The sequence below is a fragment of the Halomonas salipaludis genome (assembly GCF_002286975.1).
Taxonomy (GTDB): Bacteria; Pseudomonadota; Gammaproteobacteria; order Pseudomonadales; family Halomonadaceae; genus Franzmannia; species Franzmannia salipaludis.
Window position 1 is genome coordinate 41,690 of sequence record NZ_NSKB01000013.1, and the last position, 21,688, is coordinate 63,377.

A 21,688-nucleotide genomic window follows, 5' to 3' on the forward strand; every position below is an offset into this window, starting at 1 on the left:
ACATGCCACATCTCGAGATTCACCCCGGCAAGATGACCCTGGCCCAGGCGCGCCAGGTCTTCGAGGCGCCCATCCAGGTGAGCCTGCCCGACAGCGCCAATGCCGCCATCCAGCAAGGCGTCGACTGCGTCAACCAGGTCGTCGCCGAGGACCGCACCGTCTACGGCATCAACACCGGCTTCGGCCTGCTGGCCCAGACCCGCATCGAGCACGAGCACCTCGAGGACCTGCAGCGCTCGTTGGTGCTGTCGCATGCCACCGGCGTCGGCCCGGCCATCGATGACGCCCTGGTGCGGCTGATCATGGTGCTCAAGGTCAACAGCCTGGCGCGCGGCGTCTCCGGCATTCGCCGCGTGGTGCTCGACGCACTGATCGCACTGGTCAACGCCGAGGTCTACCCGCATATCCCGCTCAAGGGCTCGGTGGGCGCCTCCGGCGACCTGGCACCGCTCGCCCATATGAGCGTGGTACTGCTCGGCGAAGGCAAGGCCCGCTACCAGGGCGAATGGATCCCCGCCCGCCAGGCACTGGACATCGCCGGCCTCCAGCCCATCGCCCTGGCGCCCAAGGAGGGCCTGGCGCTGCTCAACGGCACCCAGGTCTCCAGCGCCTATGCGCTGAAGGGGCTATTCGACGCCGAAGACCTCTACGCCGCCGCCACGGTCTGCGGCGCGCTGACCGTCGAGGCCACGCTGAGCTCACGCTCGCCCTTCGACCCGCGCATCCACGAGGTGCGCGGCCAGCAGGGCCAGATCGACGCCGCCGCGGCCTACCGCCACCTGCTCGGCGAGCGCAGCGCGCTCAGCGACTCCCACGTCGACTGCGGCAAGGTCCAGGACCCCTACTCGCTGCGCTGCCAGCCCCAAGTGATGGGCGCCTGCCTGACCCAGCTGCGCCAGGCCGCCGAGGTGCTGGCGGTAGAGGTCAACGCGGTTTCCGACAACCCGCTGGTGTTCGCCGAGCAGGGCGACATCATCTCCGGCGGCAACTTCCACGCCGAGCCGGTGGCCATGGCCGCCGACAACCTGGCGCTGGCCATCGCCGAGATCGGCTCGCTGACCGAGCGCCGCATCTCGCTGATGATGGACAAGCATATGTCGCAGCTACCGCCGTTCCTGGTCGAGAACGGCGGGGTCAACTCCGGCTTTATGATCGCCCAAGTGACGGCGGCGGCTCTGGCCAGCGAGAACAAGGCGCTGGCGCACCCGCACAGCGTCGACAGCCTGCCCACCTCGGCCAACCAGGAGGATCATGTCTCCATGGCACCGGCGGCCGGCAAACGGCTATGGGAGATGGCCGACAACGTGCGCGGGATACTGGCCATCGAGTGGCTGGCGGCCTGCCAGGGCCTCGACTTCCGGGTCCAATCCGGCGAGCGGCTGACCAGCACAGCGGCGCTGGAGCAGGCTCGTAGCGCCCTGCGTGAACGCGTCGCCTACTACGCCAAGGACCGCTTCTTCGGCCCCGATATCGAAGCCGCCAGCGAGCTGCTGGCAGCGCGCATCTTGAGCCCGTTGATGCCCACCGGTATGCTGCCCAGCGCTCGCTGAGCCACCGTGATCTACCCCCGCGGCGCCTGGCCGCGGGGCTCGTCATCCCTGCTCAATCCAACCATAAGAGTGCTTCATGAATGCCATCGTTCTGGCCATCCTGGTGATGGTCTCCCTGAGTCTTGCCCGGGTTTCCGTGGTCTTCGCGCTGATCGTCGCCACCCTGGTCGGCGGCCTGGTCGCCGGCATGCCGCTGGGCGAGATCCTCGACGCCTTCAACGACGGGCTCGGCAACGGCGCCACCATCGCGCTCTCCTACGCCGTGCTGGGCGCCTTCGCCGTGGCGCTGTCGCGCTCGGGCATCACCGAGCTGCTGGCCAACCGCGCCATCGCCGGCCTCAACCTCGACAGCGACGGCGGCAATCGCCGTCTGGTGGCCTACACCCTGCTGGCGGCACTGCTGGCCGCCGCGGTCAGCTCCCAGAACCTGATCCCGGTGCATATCGCCTTCATCCCGGTGCTGGTGCCGCCGCTGCTCAAGCTGATGAATCACCTCAACCTCGACCGCCGGGTGGCGGCCTGCGTGATCACCTTCGGCATCACCGCGCCCTATATGCTGCTGCCGGTGGGCTTCGGGGCGATCTTCCTCAACGATATCCTGCTCGCCAACCTCAACGAAAGCGGTGCCGCGCTGGGCCTCGAGGTGACCCGCAGCATGGTACCCATGGCGATGCTGATCCCCATCGGCGGCATGGCGCTGGGCCTGGCCGTGGCGGTACTGTTCAGCTATCGCAAGGGGCGCCGCTACGAGGACCGTGACCTGGCCCACGGCGACGAGACACCCGCCGAGGCGGCACGCCATCTGGCGCCCTGGCAGAAAGCCGTGCTGGCCGCCTCGCTGGTGGGCACGGTGGCGGTGCAACTGGTGACTGGCTCGATGGTGCTGGGCGGCATCTTCGGCTTCGCACTGCTGTCGGTGAGCGGCGTGTTCCGCTGGCACGAGCAGGATGGCATCTTCACCGAAGGCATGCGCATGATGGCGCTGGTGGGATTCATCATGATCACCGCGGCGGGGTTTGCCAGCGTGATGCAGGCCAGCGGCGAGGTCGAAGGTCTGGTGGCCGGCTCCGCCGAGCTGATCGGCGACAACAGGGGCCTGGCCGCGCTGGTCATGCTGCTAGTGGGGCTGTTCATCACCATGGGCATCGGCTCGTCATTCTCGACCATCCCCATCATCGCCTCGCTCTACGTGCCGCTGGCGCTGGGCTTCGGCTTCTCGCCGATGGCAACGATAGCGCTAGTGGGCACCGCCGCGGCGCTGGGCGACGCCGGCTCGCCGGCCTCGGACTCGACCCTGGGCCCTACCGCCGGCCTCAACGCCGACGGCCAGCACGACCATATCTGGGACACCGTGGTGCCGACCTTCCTGCACTACAATATCCCGCTAATCGCCTTCGGCTGGGTCGCCGCCATGACCCTGTAAGGCGCATCACGCGAGTCTCAGATGCTGCCGCACTCGGCGTCTGAGCCATCGACGGCTGGCTTGATATGGATCACTGCAGTGCAGCATTGTCTATGCTACACCTGCTTACCATCGATTCCCGACAAGGAGGCCAGGATGCCTGACCAGCCGTCGACTCGCTCTGCCCATGGTGCCAGCACTGCCTGGCATGCCCTTTCCGCGGAAGATGCCCTGGCCGAGCTCGACAGCCAGGCCGAGGGCCTCAGCGACGCTGAGGCCAAGCAACGCCTCGAGCGTTATGGCCCCAACCAGCTCCAGCAGGCCGAGGGCCGCCCCTGGTGGCGACGCCTGCTCGAACAGTTCAACAATATCCTGATGATGATCCTGCTGGTCGCTGCGCTGGCGAGCCTGGGCCTTGGTCATACCCTCGACGCCGCGGCGATCGTCGGCGTAGTGGTGATCATCGCGCTGATCGGCTTCGTCCAGGAAGGCAAGGCCGAGCAGGCGCTGGACAGCATACGCAACATGCTCTCGCCCCAGGCCAAGGTGCTACGCGGCGGCCAGCGCCAGACCATCGACGCCGAGGCGCTGGTGCCGGGTGACATCGTGATGGTCGAGAGCGGCGACCGGGTGCCCGCCGACCTGCGTCTGATCGAGGCCAAGCGACTGCGCACCGAAGAGGCCGCGCTGACCGGCGAGTCGACACCGGTCGACAAGCAGCTCGAGCCGGTCGACGCCGTCAGCGAGCTTGGCGACCGCACGGCCATGGCCTATGCCAGTACCATCGTCGTCCAGGGCACCGCCCGCGGGCTGGTGGTGGAGACCGGCACGCGCTCGGAGATCGGCCGCATCTCCGAGATGCTGCGCGGCGTCGAACAGCTCAAGACCCCACTGCTGCGCCAGATCGACCGCGCCGGCCGAGTGCTGGCGCTGTTCATCCTCGCCGCCGCGCTGTTCACCGGGCTGTTCGGCATGCTGGTCCACGGTCAGCCCCTCGGCGAGATGTTCATGGCCGCGGTGGGCCTGGCCGTCGCGGCGATTCCCGAAGGCCTGCCGGCCATCGTCACCATCGGCCTGGCGCTCGGCGTACAGGCCATGGCCAAGCGCAACGCCATCATCCGCCGGCTGCCGGCGGTGGAGACACTGGGCTCGATCTCGACGATCTTCTCCGACAAGACCGGCACCCTGACCCGCAACGAGATGACCGCCCAGGCGATCTGGCTGGCCACTGGCGAGATCCGCCTCGACGGGGTCGGCTTCGCCCCTGAGGGCGCCTTTCACCGCGTGGACGACCACCGGGCCAGCGAGAGCGCCCTCGACCTCGATGAGCAGCCGGCACTGCGGCACTTTCTCAAGGTCGGGGTACTGTGCAACGACGCCGAGCTCGCCGAGGAGGATGGCCGCTGGCTGATCCACGGCGACCCCACCGAAGGCGCCTTGGTAGTGGCTGCCGCCAAGGCCGGCATCGAGGCCCGCGAACTGCGCGGTGACCACCAGCGCCAGGATGCCATCCCCTTCGAGTCGGAACGCAAGTACATGGCTACCCTCCACGAGTTCGACGGCGAGCCGCGGCTGCTGGTCAAGGGCGCACCGGACCGCCTGCTGGAGATGTGCCACCGCCAGCGCAGTGCTGACGGTGACAGTGTCGAACTCGACGTGCAGGCGTGGGAAGCACGCATCCACGACCTCTCCGCCCGCGGCCTGCGGGTACTGGCGCTGGCCGAGAAGACGCTCCACGACGTCGATGAACTGGCCGATGAGCACGCCGAAGAGGAGCTGGTGCTGCTGGGGCTGGTGGGGCTGCTCGACCCGCCCCGCGAGGAGGCGATTCGCGCCGTCAAGCAGTGCCTGGAGGCCGGCATCCGCCCGGTGATGGTCACCGGCGACCACGCCGTGACCGCCCGCGCCATCGCCCAGCAGCTGGGCTTCGCCCACACCGAGCGAGCGCTGACCGGCCGTGAGGTCGAGGCGATGTCGGATGCCGAGTTGGAGGACTGCATCCTCGAGGTCGACGTCTTCGCCCGTGCCGCCCCCGAGCACAAGCTGCGCCTGGTCAAGGCGATGCAGGCCCGCGGCGGGATCTGCGCCATGACCGGCGACGGGGTCAACGACGGCCCGGCGCTGAAACGCGCCGACGTCGGCGTGGCGATGGGTATCCAGGGCACCGAGGCGGCCAAGGAGGCCGCCGAGATGGTGCTCGCCGACGACAACTTCGCCACCATTGCCGGCGCCATCGAGGAGGGCCGCAAGGTCTACGACAATATCCGTAAAACCATCACCTTCCTGCTGCCGACCAACGGCGGCCAGGGTCTGGCGATCATGCTCGCGGTGCTGGCCGGCACCCTACTGCCGGTGACCCCGCTGCAGGCACTGTGGGTCAATATGGTGGTGGCGGTAACCCTCGGTCTGGCGCTGGCCTTCGAGGACGCTGAGCCCGACATCATGGCCCGCCAACCACGCGATGCGGACGCCGCGCTGCTCGATATGTTCCTGCTGTGGCGGGTGGTGTTCGTCTCGGTGTTGCTGCTTGCCGGGGTATTCGGCATGTTCAGCTGGATCCTGGCCCAGGGCGGCAGTGAGGAGCTGGCACGCAGCGGCGCGGTCAACATGCTGGTTACCGGTAGCGCCGCCTACTTGATCAATAGCCGCTACCTGATCAACAGCTCGCTGTCCTGGCAAGGCGTCTTCGGCAGCCGGCCGGTATGGATCGCCATCGCACTGGTGATGCTGCTGCAGCTGGCCTGGACCTACCTGCCGTTCATGCAAGTCATCTTCGCCAGCGCCGCGCTGGGCGTGAACCACTGGCTGATGATTGTGGCCGCCAGCGTGGCGCTGTTCCTGGTCGTCGAGGGAGAGAAGTGGGTGCTGCGCCGCCGTGGCCGCCACGCCCAACCGGCGACGGCCGGTTGACCCCCAGCCGGTGACAAAACTGCTACTGTTGAAATAACGAAACGCTCATAAACTTGGGCAATCGCAATAACAACAGAGCAGGGAGAGCCGGCGTCAATGAGCGCGCACGCAACGGATCAGGAAGTCACACGACGTGGCAGGATCATTCAGGCGATGCATTTTGCCGCCACCCGGCTGCTGCGCGCCGGCGACGATAGCGAAGCTCAGCAAGCGGTGTTGGCTCGCCTCGGCGAGACCATGGACGTCAGCCGGGTGTACATCTTCCAGCTACACCGTGATGCCCATCGCGGTTTACTGGCCAGCCAGCGGCTGGAATGGGTGCGGGCCGACGTCAACGCGCAGCTCGACACCCCGACGCTTCAGCACATGCCCCTTGACGCAATTGGCAACGGCCGCTGGACGCAGCAGCTCGAGCAAGGCATGGCGATTACCGGGCGGGTTCGCGATATGCCGGCGTCAGAGCAAGCCCACTTCATCGCCCAAGGCATCCTGTCGCTGGCGGTAATGCCGATCCAGGTGGATGACACCCTGTGGGGCTTCATTGGCTTCGACGATACCGATGAAGAGCGCGAGTGGTCGGGCATCGAGCTCGATGCCCTGCAGATGGTCGGCGACGTGCTCGGCGCCAGCATGGCCACCCACCGCGTGCGACGGCAGCTCAACGAGCTCGCCTACTACGATGCCCTCAGCGGGCTGCCCAATCGCACCCTGTTCGTCGAACGTGCGCGCCACGCCCAGCGCCGTGCCAAGCGCTTCGGTCGCAACTTCGCGGTGCTGCTGCTCGACCTCGATCGCTTCAAGGTCATCAACGAGACCCTCGGTCACCGGCTTGGCGATGAACTACTGCGACAAGTCAGCCAGCGCCTGCTGCATGGCCTTCGTGCCGTCGATACTGTGGCCCGCTTGGGCGGCGACGAGTTCGTGATCCTGCTCGAGGACCTGATGATTCCCCAGGACGCCATGATCATTGCTGGCAAGCTGCTCGAGCACTTCAAGCAGCCCTTCATGCTTGGCGACCAGACACTCTTCGTTACCACCAGCCTGGGTATCAGCGTCTACCCCGGCGATGCAGACGATATCATCGAGCTGCTCGAATATGCCGAGGCCGCGATGTATCGCGCCAAGGCCCGCGGTCGTAACTGCTACGACTTCTATACCACCGAATTGACCGCGGCCGCCCAGGCCCAGCTGTTACTCGAGACCGAGCTGCGCTATGCCTTGGAGCGCGGCGAGTTCGTGGTTCACTACCAGCCGATCGTGGCCACCGCCAGTGGACGAATCATCGGTGCCGAGGCGCTGGTGCGCTGGCAGCACCCTGTTCGCGATCTTGTCGCGCCGGGGCTGTTCCTGGATGCCGCTGAGAGTGGTGGCCTGATTGGCGAAATTAGCCAGTGGGTGCTGGAACAGGCCTGCACCCAGGTCGCCGAGTGGATCGGCCAAGGCCTGTCCCTGGAGCGGCTGGCGGTCAACCTGGCCGGTCCCCAGATCGATGGCGGCGAGCTGGTGGCCTCGATCAATCATGCGCTGAAGGTCAGCGGACTCAGCCCAGATAAGCTCGAGCTCGAGGTCACCGAGACCTTCATCATGCAACACGCCAAGCGTGCCATCGAGGCACTCGGCCAGCTCAAGGAGCAGGGTATCAGCCTGGCTATCGACGACTTCGGCACCGGCTATTCGTCGCTCAGTCACCTCAAGCAGCTGCCGATTCACAAGCTCAAGATCGACCGCTGCTTCGTCCGCGACATCCCCGGCGGCGCCAACGATGCCGCCATCGCCCGCGCGATCATCGCCCTCGGCCACAGTCTGGGACTGACGGTGACCGCCGAGGGCGTCGAGACCCCCGAGCAACTCGGTTTCATGAGCGTCGAGGGCTGCGATGCGATTCAGGGCTACCTGATCAGCCGACCGCTACCCGCCGACGCCTTTGCTCGCCTGCTGGCCGGCCCGGCGCCGCTGTCACCCACACCACCCCCGGAGGTCTAACAGCATTATTCATGATTGCAATTTGAAATCGTTATTCATTTTCAAAACAAATAGATACCCGCCTTTGCTAGACTGAGGTCGTTCCAACGCGACCCGCCCCACCTCGAGTTCAACGACTCGTCCACGCACCGCTGCACGCCTTACGTGTGCTGTCGTCCGGGTCGCGCTCTGCAGTGTTCGGCATCATGATCCCGATCCTGTCGCTGATCGGCCACGGCATCGGCTACGTGCCGGCAGTGATCGCCGTACTGCTCTACTCGCAGCTGCCACGACATCAGCGAGCGACTCGATCCTGAAGAAACCTACGCCCGGGTCAAGGAACTCGATGCCGAGATCGGCCTGGTATGGCTCGAACCGTCTAATGCCAACAACACCTATGGCCTGGCGATGCGCGAGGAGGATGCCGAGGAGCGCGGCATCGCGACCATCTCCGATTTGGCCGCAGCGATCAACGATGGTGAGGAGCTGACGCTGGCCTCCAACGTGGAGTTCTACGCCCGCGACGACGGCCTGCGCCCGCTGCAGGAGATGTATGAGTTCGAGTTCGGCCACTCCAATGTCAGCCGCATGGATACCGGCCTCACCTACCCGGCGCTGCGCGATGGCGAGGTCGATGTCTCGGTGGTATTCGCCACCGACGGGCGCATTCCGGCCTTCGACCTGCGCGTCCTGCAAGACGACCTCAATTACTTCCCGGCCTATGCGCTGACCCCGGTGATCCGTGCAGAGACCCTCGAGGAGTTCCCCGAACTCGAGGAGCAGCTCAACGCCCTGTCGGCGCTGCTCGACGATGCCACCATGGCCGGGCTCAACGCCCGCGTCGACGTCGAGCGCGAGACCATCGAGCACGTCGCCGAGGCGTTCCTCGAGGAACATGACCTGCTGTAACCCTCAGAACCTTCAGCTCAGCGTGCATGGCTGGCACACTGCCACCAGCATCGCAAGCTCAACCTTCCCAGCTACGGCGGTCTCGAGGAGGGCAAGTGGTTCACCCCTGGCCGCGACTTGCCCCAGGTTGCGCTGGACCAGGGCTGGTCGGTCAGCCCACAGATGCCGAGGCGCGCTTCGAGCTACCCACCCACCGTGACGCCGACACCGCGCTGATTCGCCGTCTGCTTGACAAAGAGTTAGCAAAAAAGGCATGAAAATCATCGGCATCTGACTCTATACTGATATGGCATCGCCGCAAGCACGGATGCCAAGACGCAAGACTCAAGGATCATCAAGAAGCCGGAAGCCACTCCCAAAAGAAAGGAACCATCCCATGATGAAGAAGCTCTCTCGAGTCCTCAGCCCGCTGTTGATCGCCTTCCTGGTCCTCGGCAGCCTGCCGGTTGCGGCTGCGCCGCAGGCCGCGCCAGCCAACTCACTGGTCACCACTCAGGATGCCCTGAGCGCCGACCAGGTCAGCGCCGACCGCGAACGCATCAACGAAATGCTCTCTCGCCAGGACGTTCAGGATCAGCTGGTCGCCCAGGGCGTCGACCCGGCCGATGTCGAGGCCCGCGTGGCGGCACTGTCCGACGCCGAAGTGCGCCAGATGGCCGAGCAGCTCGACGACCTGCCGGCCGGTGCCAGCGTGGTTGGGGCGCTGGTCTTCATCTTCGTACTGCTGCTGGTCACCGATCTGCTCGGCCTGACCAACGTCTTCCCGTTCACTCGCTGAGGCAGCCGCATGTCTCATCTGCTTGAACGGCAAGCGCCGCGACAGCAGTCACAACGGCAAGCATGGAACGCCCGCACTGCGGGCGTTCTGCTGTTGATGACTGCCCTCCTACTGCTCGGCGGCTGCGCCACCGGCCCACGCCTGGCCAGCCCCGTCGACATGGGGGTCGCCGAGCGCACCTATATCGACGGCGTGCCCTTCCACGCCCAACGCGACTATCAGTGCGGCCCCGCCTCGCTGGCCATGGTGCTCAATTATTCCGGCGTCGATGTCAGCGTCGACAGCCTGATTCCCCAGGTCTTCCTGCCCAACCGCGACGGCAGCGTGCAGCCCGAGATGCAGTCGACGGTGCGCCGCTACGACCGCATCAGCTTCGTGCTCGACGGCAATTTCACGTCACTGCTCGAGGAGCTCGATGCTGGCCATCCAGTGGTGGTGATGCAGAACCTGTCGCTGCCGCTGTGGCCGATGTGGCACTACGCGGTGGCAATCGGCTACGACCTCGACGAACAGCTGCTGACGCTGCACAGCGGCGAGGAAGCCAACCGCCTGGAGTCGTTCCGCCGCTTCGATGCTACCTGGGCGCGCAGCGAGCGCTGGGCGATGGTCGCCCTGCCCCCCGGTGAACTGCCGGTGAGCGTAGGGCCACGTCGCGCCATGGACGCCATCGCCTCGTTCGAACAGGCCAACGACGCCGAGGCTGCGCTGCCTGCCTGGCGCGCAGTAACCGAGCGCTGGCCGCAGGACGCCATGGCCTGGTTCGCGCTGGGCAATGCCGAGTATGGCGCCGGCCGCCCCGAAGACGCTGCCAATGCTTTCCGGCATGCCACCGAGCGCCAGCCAGACCTGGCCGTGGCCTGGCTCAACCTGGGGCTGACCCTGGAAGGACTCGGCCAGCGCAGCGAGGCGCACCGGGCGCTGCAGCAGGCCGCCATCCTGCCCAGCCGCTGGCAGGACGACGCCGAGCAGGCGCTGACCCGTTTCAACGACTGACCCCTATTACCCGCGGCCGCCCACGAGCGGCCGTACCACTCAGGAGACCCCCATGCGCATCGCGATCTACGGCACCGGCGGCGTTGGCGGCTACTTCGGCGGCCGCTTGGCCGCCACAGGCGAAGACGTTACCTTCATCGCCCGCGGTGAGCATCTCGCCGCCATCCAGCGTGATGGCCTCAAGGTGCACAGCATCCACGGCGACTTCCATGTCGCCCCAGCCCAGGCCAGCGAAGATCCGGCAAGCGTCGGTCCGGTCGACCTGGTGATCGTCGCCGTCAAGGCGTGGCAGGTGGCCGACGCCGCGGCCGCCATGACGCCACTGCTCGGCCCCGACACCTGCGTACTGCCACTGGAGAACGGCGTCGAAGCCGCCGACCATCTGGCCCGTGAGGTTGGCGCCGAGAGAGTCATCGGCGGGCTGTGCGGCATCCTCGCCTGGCGCGAGGCCCCCGGGGTGATCCGCCATGCCGGCATCGAGCCCTTCATTCGTCTCGGCGAACTCGACAACCGCAAGAGCGAGCGGGTGGCCGCCATCCGCGAGTGCCTGGCAGGTGCGCAAGGCATCACCGCCGAGGTCGCCGAGGACATCCAGGTGGCGATCTGGAGCAAGTTTCTGTTCATCTGTGCCATGAGCGGCATCGGCAGCATCAGTCGGGCACCGATCGGCGTGACCCGCCGCCTGCCCGACAGCCGTGCGCTGATCGAGTCGATCCTCGAGGAAATCTATCGGGTAGGAGTGGCCAAGGGCGTCGCGCTGCCCGACGACGCCGTGGCGCGGGCAATGAAATTCATCGATGCCCTGCCGGAGAAGAGCACCGCCTCCATGCAGCGCGACATCGTCGACGGGCGGCCATCCGAGCTGGAGTCGCAGAACGGGGCGGTGGTGCGCCTGGGGATCGAGCTCGACGTGGCCACCCCGGTCAACCGGGTGATCCACGCCGCGCTGCTGCCCCAGGAGCTGGCGGCCCGGGAGGCCGCCGCCGAGCGGGGAGCTAAATGACTCAGCCGCGCTGGTAAGTGCCGACCAGGCGGTTCATGCCCAGCAAGTGCGGCTCGACCTTCTCGAGCAGCTGGCTGAGCGTCAGCCCGGCGGGCAGTTCGAGCTCGGCGTCCAGCGCCAGCACCCAGAAATAGTAGAGATGCAAGCCGTGCCCTTCCGGGGGCATCGGCCCCATGTAGCCGTCGCCCCCACCGTCGTTGAGCCCAACAGTACCGCTGTCGGTGGCTTCCTCCAGCGAGGTCACCGAGGCCGGCAGGTTATACAACACCCAGTGCACGAAGCCGTACTGCCCCTCCTTCACCAGCGGCGCATCCGGGTCGTGGCAGATCAGCGCATAGCCCCGGGTGCCCTCCGGCGCGCCTGACCAACTCAGCGCTGGCGAGACGTTGTCGCTCTCGCCCGTGTACTTGCTGGGAATCTGGCCATGATTGGCAAAGGCCGAACTCTCTAGCTGCATGGTCGAGGGTGCAAATGCCATAGAGACGATCCTCCTTGGCTGTCGGATTGAGAGCGCCAGCATCGAAGATGGCCGTGTGCCTGTCAACGCGCAAGCGCCGCGAAGCGACTAGACTTCAGCATAGCGCGCCTGCATTGGGCAGCCTGCCTGCCCCACGGACTCCGCCACGCCAGCGCCTTAGGTCCGGCGACATGATAACGGGGAGGATAGAGCACATGGCTCTTCGCAACGCCACTCACCGACGTACCTGCCTCGCCGCGCTGCTGCTCGGCCTGACGCCACTTGCCCAGGCCGAGTCGCCACTGGTCATCGGCACCGCCAGTCCTACCGGGGTCTACCACATTACCGGCCAGTCGCTGTGCCGACTGCTCGATGCTCCTTGTGAAGCCCGCACCTCGGGTGGTTCGGTAGACAATCTCGCGGCACTGCGCAGCGGCGAGCTGGAGATCGCGCTGGCTCAGTCGGATCTGCACTATCACGCCACGCTGGGCATCGAAGGCTTCGCCGAGGCCGGCCCAGACAACGGGCTGCGCGCGCTGTTCTCGGTACATAGCGAGCCCTTCACCCTGGTGGTGAGGCGCGATGCCGGCATCTCACAGTTCACCGATCTCGCCCAGCGCTCGGTGAATATCGGCAATCCCGGCTCCGGGCAACGCGGCACCATGCTGCAGTTGATGGATGCCCAGGGCTGGACGCTCGACGCTTTCACAGTGGTCAACGAGCTACCCGCGGATCAACAGTCACTCGAACTCTGCCACGGCAGGGTCGAGGCCATGGTCTATACCGTCGGTCATCCCGATGCTTCCATCGCTCAGGCCATCCGGCTATGCGATGCCGCCATCGTCGACGTCGAGGGTGACGCCGTAGAAGCGCTGATCGCGACTGCCCCCTACTACACACACGCCGAGATTCCCGCCGGTCTGTATCACGACGACCAGCCAGCAGTACAGACCTTCGGTGTGCGCGCAACGCTGGTGGCCAGCGAGTCAGCCGACCCCGAGCGGATCTACGCCCTGGTCGCCGCGCTTTTCGACAACTTCGAGCGTTTCACCTCCTTCCACCCCGCCTACTCGCTACTCGAGCCCGAGAGCATGATCCGTGATGGGCTTTCGGCACCACTTCACGAGGGCGCCCAGCGTTACTACCGCGAGCGTGGTTGGCTGGTGGACGATACCCCTGACGACGACGAGGCTACCTAACCGCCTAGTCGCCTCATCAGTCCTTCGGCATGGCGCAGCCGCTTGCTGAGGTAGCGGCGTGTCTCCTGCTCGCCCGGCGTCTCATCGTGGGCCCAGACCCGCAGCGTGGCAACCAGCAGCGCCGTCAGGCCGATCTCCTCAACCTGGGCGCGACGCGTGCCATAAGGCGCCTCGAGCATCGCCGCCTCGCGCAGCCACTGTACGGTTCGCGAGAGATCGAAGACCATCGGCACCCAGGTATGCAGGTGTGGCGGGTGTGCCTTGCTGCGCAGCATCTCGACGCTGACGCGACGATGCGCAGCCAGTGCATCGAACCACGCCAGCAGGCAGTGCTCGATACGCTCGCGGGCCGCCCAGTCGGCGAACCCTTCGGGCTTCTCGGCGAGCATGGCGCGCCAGCCGCGCAGGAACCAGGCGTCGGCCACGGCGTCACGGTCGCGATAGTGGTCGAGCACCGCGGCGGCCGGTATCTCCAGCGCTGCCGCCACGCGAGTCAACTCGACACCCTCCCAGCCCGTCTGCTCGGCCATCGCCAGCGCCTGGGAGAGAACCCGCTCGGCGAGGAAGTCATCAGTGGGAGCTTCACGCTGAATCGGCGTCATTGCCATCGGTGTCCTCCTGACGCGATGTTGCCTGTGCTATTACCATAGGCCCCATACAACCCAGGAGGAAACCAGTATGTGGCAACAAACGGAGATTCGCCTGGCCCCACGCGCTCGCGGCTTTCATCTGATCAGCGACGAGGTGGTCGCCGCTATCCCGGCCCTGGGCGATTGCGAGGTTGGGCTGCTGCACCTGCAGCTGCTGCACACCTCGGCATCCTTGACGCTCAACGAGAACGCCGACCCCGACGTGCGTCACGACATGGACGCCTTCCTGCGCCGCCTGGTGCCCGGCGACCTGCCCTACTTTCGGCATACGCTCGAAGGCCCCGACGATATGCCCGCCCACGTTGCCGCCAGCCTGTTCGGTACCCAGCTGACCCTGGCGGTGCGCGGCGGGCGCCTGGCCACCGGCACCTGGCAGGGCATCTGGCTTACACCCGAAAAGACTAATTGACACCACACACCTGACATAGGATCCTTTTGACATAAAAGGTGCCTTTCAGGTGTTCAAGCTTGGCTATACGAGAGAAATTCAACTACAAACTCATGAGATTGGACACGAGTAGTTCAGATGAGTTTGGGATGCCATGGGTAGTTGATGACACGCAGAATGCTATCTACGATTGTCCTCAGATCTTTCATGAAAACGGAGAGCCTTGGGTTGAAGCCAATATCTACGCTATCCAACGGCTAGCAGCCGGGAAAAATATTGAGACCGTCAACGCATTGATGAATCACCTGCGTGACTATGCAGAGTTCCTAGAAGGCGTAGGCGTGGATTGGCGGCATTTCCCTAATAAGAAGAAGCAGCGATGTCTCGTTCGGTACCGCGGCCATCTGATTGAAAGGCGTGACGAGGGAGGTTTGTCGCCAAGTACTACCTCGGCCCGAATGAGCGCAGTGGTGGCTTTCTACCGATGGGCCCATAGAGAGGGACTCATCGAGAGAGAGAACCTCTGGGAAGACAAACAGCAGGTCATCAGTAGATATACCCTGGTCGGCTTGAAACGGACAATCGCCATAACATCCAGCGATCTCGCCATACCCAACAGAAAACGGCCAGGAGCCTCCGTGGAGGATGGCCTGCTGCCGCTGAGCAACACCTCTCGAAAGACTTTACTCGCTTTCCTGAAGCGTCAGGGGATGACCGAGCTCTACTTGATGTTCGCGATCGGATTCTACACTGGGGCTCGCATCGAGACAATCCGCACTCTTCGCCTTTCGACTCTTGAATCGGCTCGTAGCGATCCATCCATAGATAATCTTCAGCGTGTACCGGTTGGACCACCTACTCAAGTAAAGACTAAGTTCGGCGTAAGCGGCGACCTCTTGTTTCCTTCATCCATAATTGTTCTTCTCCAAGAATATGCCATGAGTGCTAGGCGACTGGTTCGCCAAGCCCGAGCCACCGGAGAGGAAAAGTCCCTTTTGTTTCTTACCACAAGGGGAAGAAAGTACGAGGAGGGGTCTTTCACACGCCTCATGTCCGAGCTTAGAAAGAAGCTAATGAAAAACGGGCATGTGGAATTTGGTCGGCTTAAGTTTCACCAGAGTCGTGCCACTTTTGGCACCCAACTGATGCGGTTATGCTTGGAGACCATGGAAAGGACGGATGATGCCATCATTTTTGTCAGGGATGCAATGCTTCACAAGGATGAATCCACAACCTGGAAGTACATCAGGTTCGTGCAAAGCGACCCGATTAAAGAGAAACTGTCCGACCAGTTTTTTGATTTTTTCTCGGGACGGGAAAATGATTCCGATGCACTGATCGAAGATGTAATTAATGAATAGTCTACCTGATCTAATAGTTCGACATAAGAAAGTCGAGAATAAAGCGCGTTTCGATCTCCGGCGATTTCTTTATGTTCGCACATATACTAGCAACGGGAAGGCCTTAGATCCAAGGTGGTTTTTCCGCCAGATCGAGCAAGGCGATATCCGACCGAAAAAAATTCAACGACTGGATTTGGTTTTGGAAATCAAAGATTTCCTAGAAATGAAACTGGTTTCTGGCTCCTCACTTACCACTGTAGAGGGATACCTTTCCGACCTACAGCTATTTCTTGACTTTTTCGACCAAAACGGAAAAGACGTAAATATCAATAATCTCGCAGATGCATACCTAGAATACTGTGAAAACCTTTTCCAAAAGTGCAACAAAAAGCCGCCTGATATAAAGAAAACTACTGCGATTGGATATGCATCTAGTCTTTCGACTATTTTCGGCGAAATTCTTGAAATACCAAGAAGTGTTAGCTTGGTTAACCGAACGAGGTTAGAGTACCCCTCCAAATCGAAGAAGGCCGTTGGAAGAGAGGCAGATAAGCAGAATCTCGAAGACACCTATAAAATGGGTAGTTTCTTGATCGACCTTTCTTCAGGCATTACTATTGATACAGTGCTTGGGCAGCTTCCGCTGCGAATTCCTATCCGCAATGCATTAGTCGACAACAATGAGATTATTATAAGTTTAAACAAGACCCGAGTGGTAAACGAGGATGCTGTTTTTCAACCGCCAGACAGCCTGACAAAAGAGGAAAGACGCTCAGTCAATCAGATAAAGAAATCACGTGCGCCTGTAGACAGCATTATAGGAACAAAGCGAGGGTATCTTGTAACGCTCAGGGTTACGGCGGAATTTCTGATATTCATTGCCCAAAGCGGCATGAACGTAACGACTGCGGAATCTCTTAAACGTTCCGAATTCAAGTATAAGCCCATTGGTGAAAAATGGCATGTGAGGGCGTTCAAAAGACGCCGTGGCGGCGAAGTCATGTTTAGCATATACAAGTCGTATAAGCCCCACCTCCAAAAGTATTTAACATTCATAGATCATTTTTTCCCGGAATCAGACCTCCTTTTCCCATGGTGCGATATGGGAGGGAGGATGTCCTCAGGAGGAAGAGTTCTTTATAAAACGATAAGAAATTTATTAGAAAAGCACGACATACCTTGGATTCAACCAAAAACACTAAGAAACACACGATCTAACTGGTTTCTGCGGCGGTCAGGTGGAGACGAGGAATTAACGTCTGAGATGCTCCAGCATGTCAAGGAGACGCTGCGCGAAAATTACGAGCTTCCTAGCCAGCAGCGTGCCGCAGCAGAAATCACAAAGTTCTGGCATAGTGGTGATCCTATCAAACAGGGTGACCTGAAGGTCTCCATAATTTCGGGGCAATGCTCTGGCGAGCCCGTACCGATGGAGGACAAACCGCTTTCGATCGTCTCACCAAATTGCAGCAATCAGTCGGGTTGCCTATGGTGCAAGAATATGAGAGACATTGATTCCTTGGACTACGTGTGGTCACTGGCTTCATTTCGGCACCTCAAAACGATCGAGGCGGCAGGTATCACCACGAGAGAAACGATACCAGCCGACATAGTGATAGAGAGACTCACGAAAAAGATGACATCTTTCAAGGAGGGAAGCAAAAAAAGGAAAGAATGGGTAGATGAGGCCGAGATGCGTGTGGCTGAAGGTGACTACCACCCCCATTGGTCAGGGATATTAGAATTTCTTGAGGAGTAGAAAATGAAAGTATCCCTCCAGTTCATGGAGCCAACAACTCTGGTTACGCCAGAGTCTCCGTCGTACCGCCCTCCTTCGTTTCCGCCGCCGAATGATTGGCCCGTGTCAGTCGATAGAAAAGGTCATGCGTTGTCGGTTTATGGCGATGATTACTGGGACTTCTCTGCACTTGGTTATTATGGTTTTAATTTCGGCCAACATCACCTATCAAGCGAAAACTTGTCTCTTATCAAACAAGCAACAGTTTTTATCATGTATCACCCTAGGCTTTTTCCAGGGAGGGTAAAGAGCTGCAGAAGCTACTTTGATGCATTGGTTAAAATCGGTCGTGTCTGTGATCGCCACCGAATCAAGATCTGTGATCTGCACAAATTCCCGAGAATCTTTCCATATATTGTTAAAGCCCTTAAACACGCCAGGATTAAAGATACAATATCACAACTTTATAAACTGAAACTTTATGAAAGCGAACTAGGATTTTGTATCGCCAGTGATGGACTTTTAAAATTACTATCCAAAGAAGCCCAGGAGTACGCAGTAGTCCAGCATCCGTATATTCCACAGCGTCTGTGGAACTATCAAGTCGAGAGGTTAAATGAGGTAATAAGTGATTTTTTAAAGAATCAAGACACTATTGAGAAAGCGTTCAATTGGATGCATCGCTCATATTCACACAACCTGAAAGTGGGTCCTGCCAAGTATCAATCTCCATTCACAAGCCGGCGCCTACACCGAAACCGTCGTGTTTTGTATGATGGGAGCTTTGACGAATTTTTACATGCATACGGTTTGTTTGGGTTGTTTGAACGCTGGCTTGAACCGGAGCACAAGCCGGATTTTGGCTATATGTATAGCACACAAGCCTTCTCAAAGTATCTCACATTTGTACGTGATGCTTCAGTCCTCTACATCCTGAACTTCAGCATGCAGCGTAAGCAGGAGGCAATCTCACTGAGAAGTGACTGCTTTCATGTGGAGCGAGACAAATATCTGGGGGAAGTATGCTTTCTTTTCGGGGAGACCACGAAAACTGACGAAGACTCTGATGCCAGATGGGTCGTCCCGAACACAGTAAAAAAAGCCGTTGATGCTTGTACAAGGATTGCTCGCCTCCGTTTGTCCGTCTTACCGGACAATTTTGATCTATCAAAAGAGGACAATGAAAATCCCCACCTGATGTTCCCCTCAACAGAGCTATGGTCTTCAAACTCAAGTAAGGTCCGGACTTCTCTAATGCGTCATGGAGCTTTGGTCAGCAAACAGACGCTGGAATACGAAAGTGTAACCCGACGAGGCCTCAAGTTGTTCGATAGCAACGTGCTTCAAATCACGGAAGATGATGCACGGATAGCACTCTCGTTGACACCAAACCTTTATGAGCGGAAATGGTTTAAGGTCGGAAAGCCTTGGAGCTATTCCTCACATCAATTGAGGCGAACGCTCGCTGTCAATATGTTCGCGTCGAATGAGATATCAGTTAGCTCCATCCAGCACCAGATGAAGCACTTCTCGCGAAACATGACACTCTATTACGGAAGGCACTACACCAAACTTCGCCTGAACTCCGTTGCTGAAGCAGCACTGATTTTGGAGTCTTACAACAGCGTCTATCAGCGGCTGGTTGATGTCATCGATGATGAAATTAGTAATGTGAAACCTCACGGAAAAATTCCGGGATTTGACCAAGTCATCAATCTCGTCGATGCCGGAGAGGAAATGAAGCTGATGAAGCTCGTACGAAGTGGGCAGGTAGGCGTTCGAAGGACATTGCTTGGATTCTGTATGAAGGCGGGGGCTTGTGAATACGGAGGGATCGAGTCCATATCAAAGTGCGCGAAGGGTGATGGCGGTGGTATTTGCGCAGATGCGATCTTTGAGGAAAAGAATAAAGACAAGCTTCTGAGATTACGGGCTTCTCACCAGAATGAGCTTGAAAAACTACCTACCACAAGCTTACGCGCCGGAGCTCTGAAGCAAGAAATTCATGCTATCGAGGTTTATTTAGATGTTATCAAAAGAAACAGGTAAGAAGCGGGCAGTTGACTTATTTGAGGAAGCATTCAATCGGTTAAAGCAAGGTAACCCATTGAATCTCCCGTCTAATACTCCAGTGAGCCTCTCTAACGTAGCGAAAGAGGCTGGTAAAACACCATCTGCTCTTAGATCGGAGCGATATCCGGAGCTGCTACAACGGATCAAAGCACACATGGCGTTGGTGAGGGAAAAGGAGGGGTTGGAGCAGAAAGCTTCAGCCAAAAGCCGCAATCGCACTCTAAAGCAAAGTCTCTATGACTGTAAGAGACAGCGAGATAGGCTTTTGTCCATTTGCCACTCTCAACAGGCGCTAATCGACGAGTTGAGAGACGAACTACACCGTCTTTCTGAGGGTTAGCTTATTAAGCTCAGTGAGGAAAATAATAGTTTATAGTAAGAGAGATGTTTAGTGGTAGGCTGCGACACAGGGCGATAGTCCAACAGAAGTGTCATGCCTATTTTGTGCGGGACCAGAACGATCAAAATAAAAAGCTTATCAAACGCATAGTCTTGGAGAGATGAATGATCTGTAGAAGTTTCTTCTGCTGGTAATTAGAAGGCTTATACGGAAGTTCATTAGCTTATATGTAAGAATAGATCGGTGTGTAGAATTGTTTCAAAACGGAAGACTACAATTCATACATCATGTCATCTTATCCATGATTGATGATTGATTTTTATTTAGTGGGCGACTCACGTCGATCGCCCTGGCCGGTTTCTCCATTATTACCGCATCACATATCATGTTATTATATCATAAGCCCTTAATTTAAATGGGTAAGATTTCATATAATAGCTCTTAGACCTTTTTGAGCTAAAAGCCATCGCATTTAGATCCTAATGATCTATTCTTAAAGATATAGGCTTAGGTAGTTCAAGCCGAATGCAACCCCATCGGCACAACCTTAAGTGCTTTATCTGACTACCGTCAGCCAGAAAATGAAAAGCAGGGCCGCTTTCGGCCAGAATGTAGTGGTCAAGCGTTTTTGGCCACTGAGTTTTGAGCATTCCAGTAGTTCTTTTCTGTCACATTCGGCGGCAGCCCGTCGTTATGCTTGTGCGGCCTGAGGCTGCTGTAGTAACCGATCATGTAATCAGTGACAGATTGCTTCGCCGCAGCAACATCGGGATAGCCAATCTCTGGCATCCACTCCGACTTCAAGCTCCTGAAGAAGCGTTCTGTCGGGGCGTTATCCCAGCAATTTCCACGGCGACTGAGACTCTGCGTCATCTGGTAGCGCCAGAGCATCTGTCGGAATGCCAGGCTGGTGTACTGGCAGCCCTGGTCTGAATGAAATAGGAGGCCCAATGGCTCTCCACGCGACTCGTAGGCCATGGTTAGCGCCTTCTTCACCAGTTCCGTATTCGGAGACAAGGACAACGCCCAGCCTACGGGCTTACGCGCATACAAATCGATGACCACCGCCAGATAAGCCCAGCGAGCCCCTGTCCAAATGTAGGTGATGTCGCCACTCCATACCTGATTTGGCTCCTGTACATCGAACTTGCGGTCGAGAAGGTTCGGGATATCCAAATGCGGTTGATCCGCCTTCTTGTAGGCATGGCGTGGCGGCTGTGTGCTCACCAGCTCCAGCTGCTTCATCCGCCTGCTGGCCCGGTAACGACTCAGCGGTGTGCCTGCCTGCGTGACCATCTTGGCGATGCTGCGCGCACCGGCAGAGCCGTTGCTGACGGCATACGCTTCGACAACTTGCTCCAGCAGCTTCTGCTCAGCCTCACAGGGCCTTCTATCCCGGTCACGCCAGGCCCGGTAGCTACTGCGATGCACCCCAAACACCTGACACAAGTGCTGCACCGCATAGCTCTCTTCAAGTCGCTCGATTATCGAGAACTGTTCAGGGAGTCCGACATCAAGAGAGCGGTAGCCTTTTTTAATATTGCCTTCTCCTCCTCCACTCGGTGCAGCTTGCGTTTCAGCTCCTGAATCTCGCGCTGCTCCGGCGTCAGAGCCTCACCTTTCACCGGTGCTTTGCCTGCCCGCTCAGCCCGAAGCCTGCGTACCCAATACTCCATGGTGGATTTGCCAACACCCATCGCCTCACACGCTGCCTTCAGCGTGTAGCCCTGATCGACCACGAGCTGGTATAGAGCGACAATTACTCTGGCCGGCCGACGACAACTATTGTGGCCGGTTGCCCTAAGCTTGACCGCTTGTCCCGACCCACCAGGGAGCCGGTATGGCGGTCACCAGCCAACAGGTCACGCTCTATATGTCGCAACGCCAACAAGGCCAGACCCAGGAGGTCGCCGCCGCCAAGGCCGGCCTCTCCGTCAGAACCGCTCGCCGCCTCGAACGCCGGGCCGAGTCCTCTGAGCTGCCGGCACCACGG

16 protein-coding genes are annotated in these 21,688 nt (G+C 60.0%); 13 read left to right on the top strand and 3 right to left on the bottom strand.

All coding sequences use genetic code 11. The features are described 5' to 3' along the window. Positions 1–2 precede the first annotated feature (2 nt). The 8 genes from hutH (at position 3) to CK498_RS23830 (ending at position 11,507) form a co-directional block, all read left to right on the top strand. Positions 3–1,550, top strand: coding sequence for a histidine ammonia-lyase (gene hutH, locus CK498_RS23785; RefSeq protein WP_095623337.1), 1,548 nt, complete (start codon positions 3–5; stop codon positions 1,548–1,550). Between the two features lie 76 nt (positions 1,551–1,626). After that, positions 1,627–2,973 (top strand): Na+/H+ antiporter family protein, encoded by a 1,347-nt coding sequence (locus tag CK498_RS23790; RefSeq protein ID WP_095623338.1) that lies wholly within the window; start codon positions 1,627–1,629, stop codon positions 2,971–2,973. Positions 2,974–3,108: 135 nt separating this feature from the next. Next, on the top strand, positions 3,109–5,862 hold the full coding sequence (locus CK498_RS23795) for a cation-translocating P-type ATPase (protein ID WP_095623339.1): 2,754 nt from the start codon (positions 3,109–3,111) through the stop codon (positions 5,860–5,862). Positions 5,863–5,958: 96 nt separating this feature from the next. Continuing rightward, a complete protein-coding gene (locus CK498_RS23800; RefSeq protein WP_095623340.1) occupies positions 5,959–7,845 on the top strand; it encodes a putative bifunctional diguanylate cyclase/phosphodiesterase in 1,887 nt (628 codons plus the stop codon). Between the two features lie 273 nt (positions 7,846–8,118). After that, a complete protein-coding gene (locus CK498_RS23810; RefSeq protein ID WP_095623341.1) occupies positions 8,119–8,733 on the top strand; it encodes a glycine betaine ABC transporter substrate-binding protein in 615 nt (204 codons plus the stop codon). A 379-nt stretch (positions 8,734–9,112) separates the two neighbouring features. Continuing rightward, positions 9,113–9,511, top strand: a complete 399-nt coding sequence (locus tag CK498_RS23820; protein WP_095623354.1) for a PA2779 family protein — start codon at positions 9,113–9,115, stop codon at positions 9,509–9,511. A gap of 96 nt (positions 9,512–9,607) precedes the next feature. Next, the gene (locus CK498_RS23825; protein WP_229359202.1) at positions 9,608–10,504 is read left to right on the top strand and encodes a PA2778 family cysteine peptidase; all 897 of its coding nucleotides are present in this window, start codon (positions 9,608–9,610) and stop codon (positions 10,502–10,504) included. 52 nt (positions 10,505–10,556) lie between these two features. After that, positions 10,557–11,507: a 2-dehydropantoate 2-reductase gene (locus tag CK498_RS23830; RefSeq protein WP_095623343.1), complete on the top strand. Its 951-nt coding sequence runs from the start codon at positions 10,557–10,559 to the stop codon at positions 11,505–11,507. A gap of 1 nt (position 11,508) precedes the next feature. Here CK498_RS23830 and CK498_RS23835 read toward each other — a convergent pair whose 3' ends face one another. Then, positions 11,509–11,985: a YbhB/YbcL family Raf kinase inhibitor-like protein gene (locus CK498_RS23835; RefSeq protein WP_095623344.1), complete on the bottom strand. Its 477-nt coding sequence runs from the start codon at positions 11,983–11,985 to the stop codon at positions 11,509–11,511. Between the two features lie 194 nt (positions 11,986–12,179). Here CK498_RS23835 and CK498_RS23840 point away from each other — a divergent pair, with 194 nt between their 5' ends. Further along, positions 12,180–13,163 (top strand): TAXI family TRAP transporter solute-binding subunit, encoded by a 984-nt coding sequence (locus tag CK498_RS23840; protein ID WP_095623345.1) that lies wholly within the window; start codon positions 12,180–12,182, stop codon positions 13,161–13,163. Here the strand turns inward: CK498_RS23840 and CK498_RS23845 are convergent. Next, a complete protein-coding gene (locus CK498_RS23845) occupies positions 13,160–13,771 on the bottom strand; it encodes a hypothetical protein (RefSeq protein WP_095623346.1) in 612 nt (203 codons plus the stop codon). The two genes, CK498_RS23840 and CK498_RS23845, sit on opposite strands and share 4 nt — an antisense overlap. Before the next feature lie 70 nt (positions 13,772–13,841). On the opposite strand from CK498_RS23845, the gene CK498_RS23850 reads away from it, so the two are divergent. The 4 genes from CK498_RS23850 (at position 13,842) to CK498_RS25970 (ending at position 19,331) form a co-directional block, all read left to right on the top strand. Further along, positions 13,842–14,222, top strand: a complete 381-nt coding sequence (locus CK498_RS23850) for a secondary thiamine-phosphate synthase enzyme YjbQ (RefSeq protein WP_095623347.1) — start codon at positions 13,842–13,844, stop codon at positions 14,220–14,222. Positions 14,223–14,350: 128 nt separating this feature from the next. Then, entirely contained in the window at positions 14,351–15,562 is a 1,212-nt protein-coding gene (locus CK498_RS23855; protein WP_176475891.1) for a tyrosine-type recombinase/integrase, read from the top strand. Positions 15,563–15,743: 181 nt separating this feature from the next. Beyond that, the gene (locus CK498_RS25965; RefSeq protein ID WP_141247001.1) at positions 15,744–17,303 is read left to right on the top strand and encodes a site-specific integrase; all 1,560 of its coding nucleotides are present in this window, start codon (positions 15,744–15,746) and stop codon (positions 17,301–17,303) included. 3 nt (positions 17,304–17,306) lie between these two features. After that, positions 17,307–19,331 (top strand): site-specific integrase, encoded by a 2,025-nt coding sequence (locus CK498_RS25970; RefSeq protein WP_141247002.1) that lies wholly within the window; start codon positions 17,307–17,309, stop codon positions 19,329–19,331. Between the two features lie 982 nt (positions 19,332–20,313). Here CK498_RS25970 and CK498_RS23870 read toward each other — a convergent pair. Then, positions 20,314–21,455 (bottom strand): IS3 family transposase gene (locus CK498_RS23870; RefSeq protein ID WP_095623351.1). Its coding sequence is split into 2 segments (ribosomal slippage): positions 20,314–21,233 and positions 21,233–21,455, totalling 1,143 coding nucleotides; the frame shifts between segments, so codons are not numbered across the junction. Positions 21,456–21,688: the final 233 nt, after the last annotated feature.

Excerpts from the sequence above, each read along its gene's own strand:
- hutH (WP_095623337.1), top strand. The coding sequence starts at position 3 with ATGCCACATCTCGAGATTCACCCCGGCAAGATGACCCTGGCCCAGGCG.
- CK498_RS23790 (WP_095623338.1), top strand. The coding sequence starts at position 1,627 with ATGAATGCCATCGTTCTGGCCATCCTGGTGATGGTCTCCCTGAGTCTT.
- CK498_RS23795 (WP_095623339.1), top strand. The coding sequence starts at position 3,109 with ATGCCTGACCAGCCGTCGACTCGCTCTGCCCATGGTGCCAGCACTGCC.
- CK498_RS23800 (WP_095623340.1), top strand. The coding sequence starts at position 5,959 with ATGAGCGCGCACGCAACGGATCAGGAAGTCACACGACGTGGCAGGATC.
- CK498_RS23820 (WP_095623354.1), top strand. The coding sequence starts at position 9,113 with ATGAAGAAGCTCTCTCGAGTCCTCAGCCCGCTGTTGATCGCCTTCCTG.
- CK498_RS23825 (WP_229359202.1), top strand. The coding sequence starts at position 9,608 with ATGACTGCCCTCCTACTGCTCGGCGGCTGCGCCACCGGCCCACGCCTG.
- CK498_RS23830 (WP_095623343.1), top strand. The coding sequence starts at position 10,557 with ATGCGCATCGCGATCTACGGCACCGGCGGCGTTGGCGGCTACTTCGGC.
- CK498_RS23835 (WP_095623344.1), bottom strand. The coding sequence starts at position 11,985 with ATGGCATTTGCACCCTCGACCATGCAGCTAGAGAGTTCGGCCTTTGCC.
- CK498_RS23840 (WP_095623345.1), top strand. The coding sequence starts at position 12,180 with ATGGCTCTTCGCAACGCCACTCACCGACGTACCTGCCTCGCCGCGCTG.
- CK498_RS23845 (WP_095623346.1), bottom strand. The coding sequence starts at position 13,771 with ATGGCAATGACGCCGATTCAGCGTGAAGCTCCCACTGATGACTTCCTC.
- CK498_RS23850 (WP_095623347.1), top strand. The coding sequence starts at position 13,842 with ATGTGGCAACAAACGGAGATTCGCCTGGCCCCACGCGCTCGCGGCTTT.
- CK498_RS23855 (WP_176475891.1), top strand. The coding sequence starts at position 14,351 with ATGCCATGGGTAGTTGATGACACGCAGAATGCTATCTACGATTGTCCT.
- CK498_RS25970 (WP_141247002.1), top strand. The coding sequence starts at position 17,307 with ATGAAAGTATCCCTCCAGTTCATGGAGCCAACAACTCTGGTTACGCCA.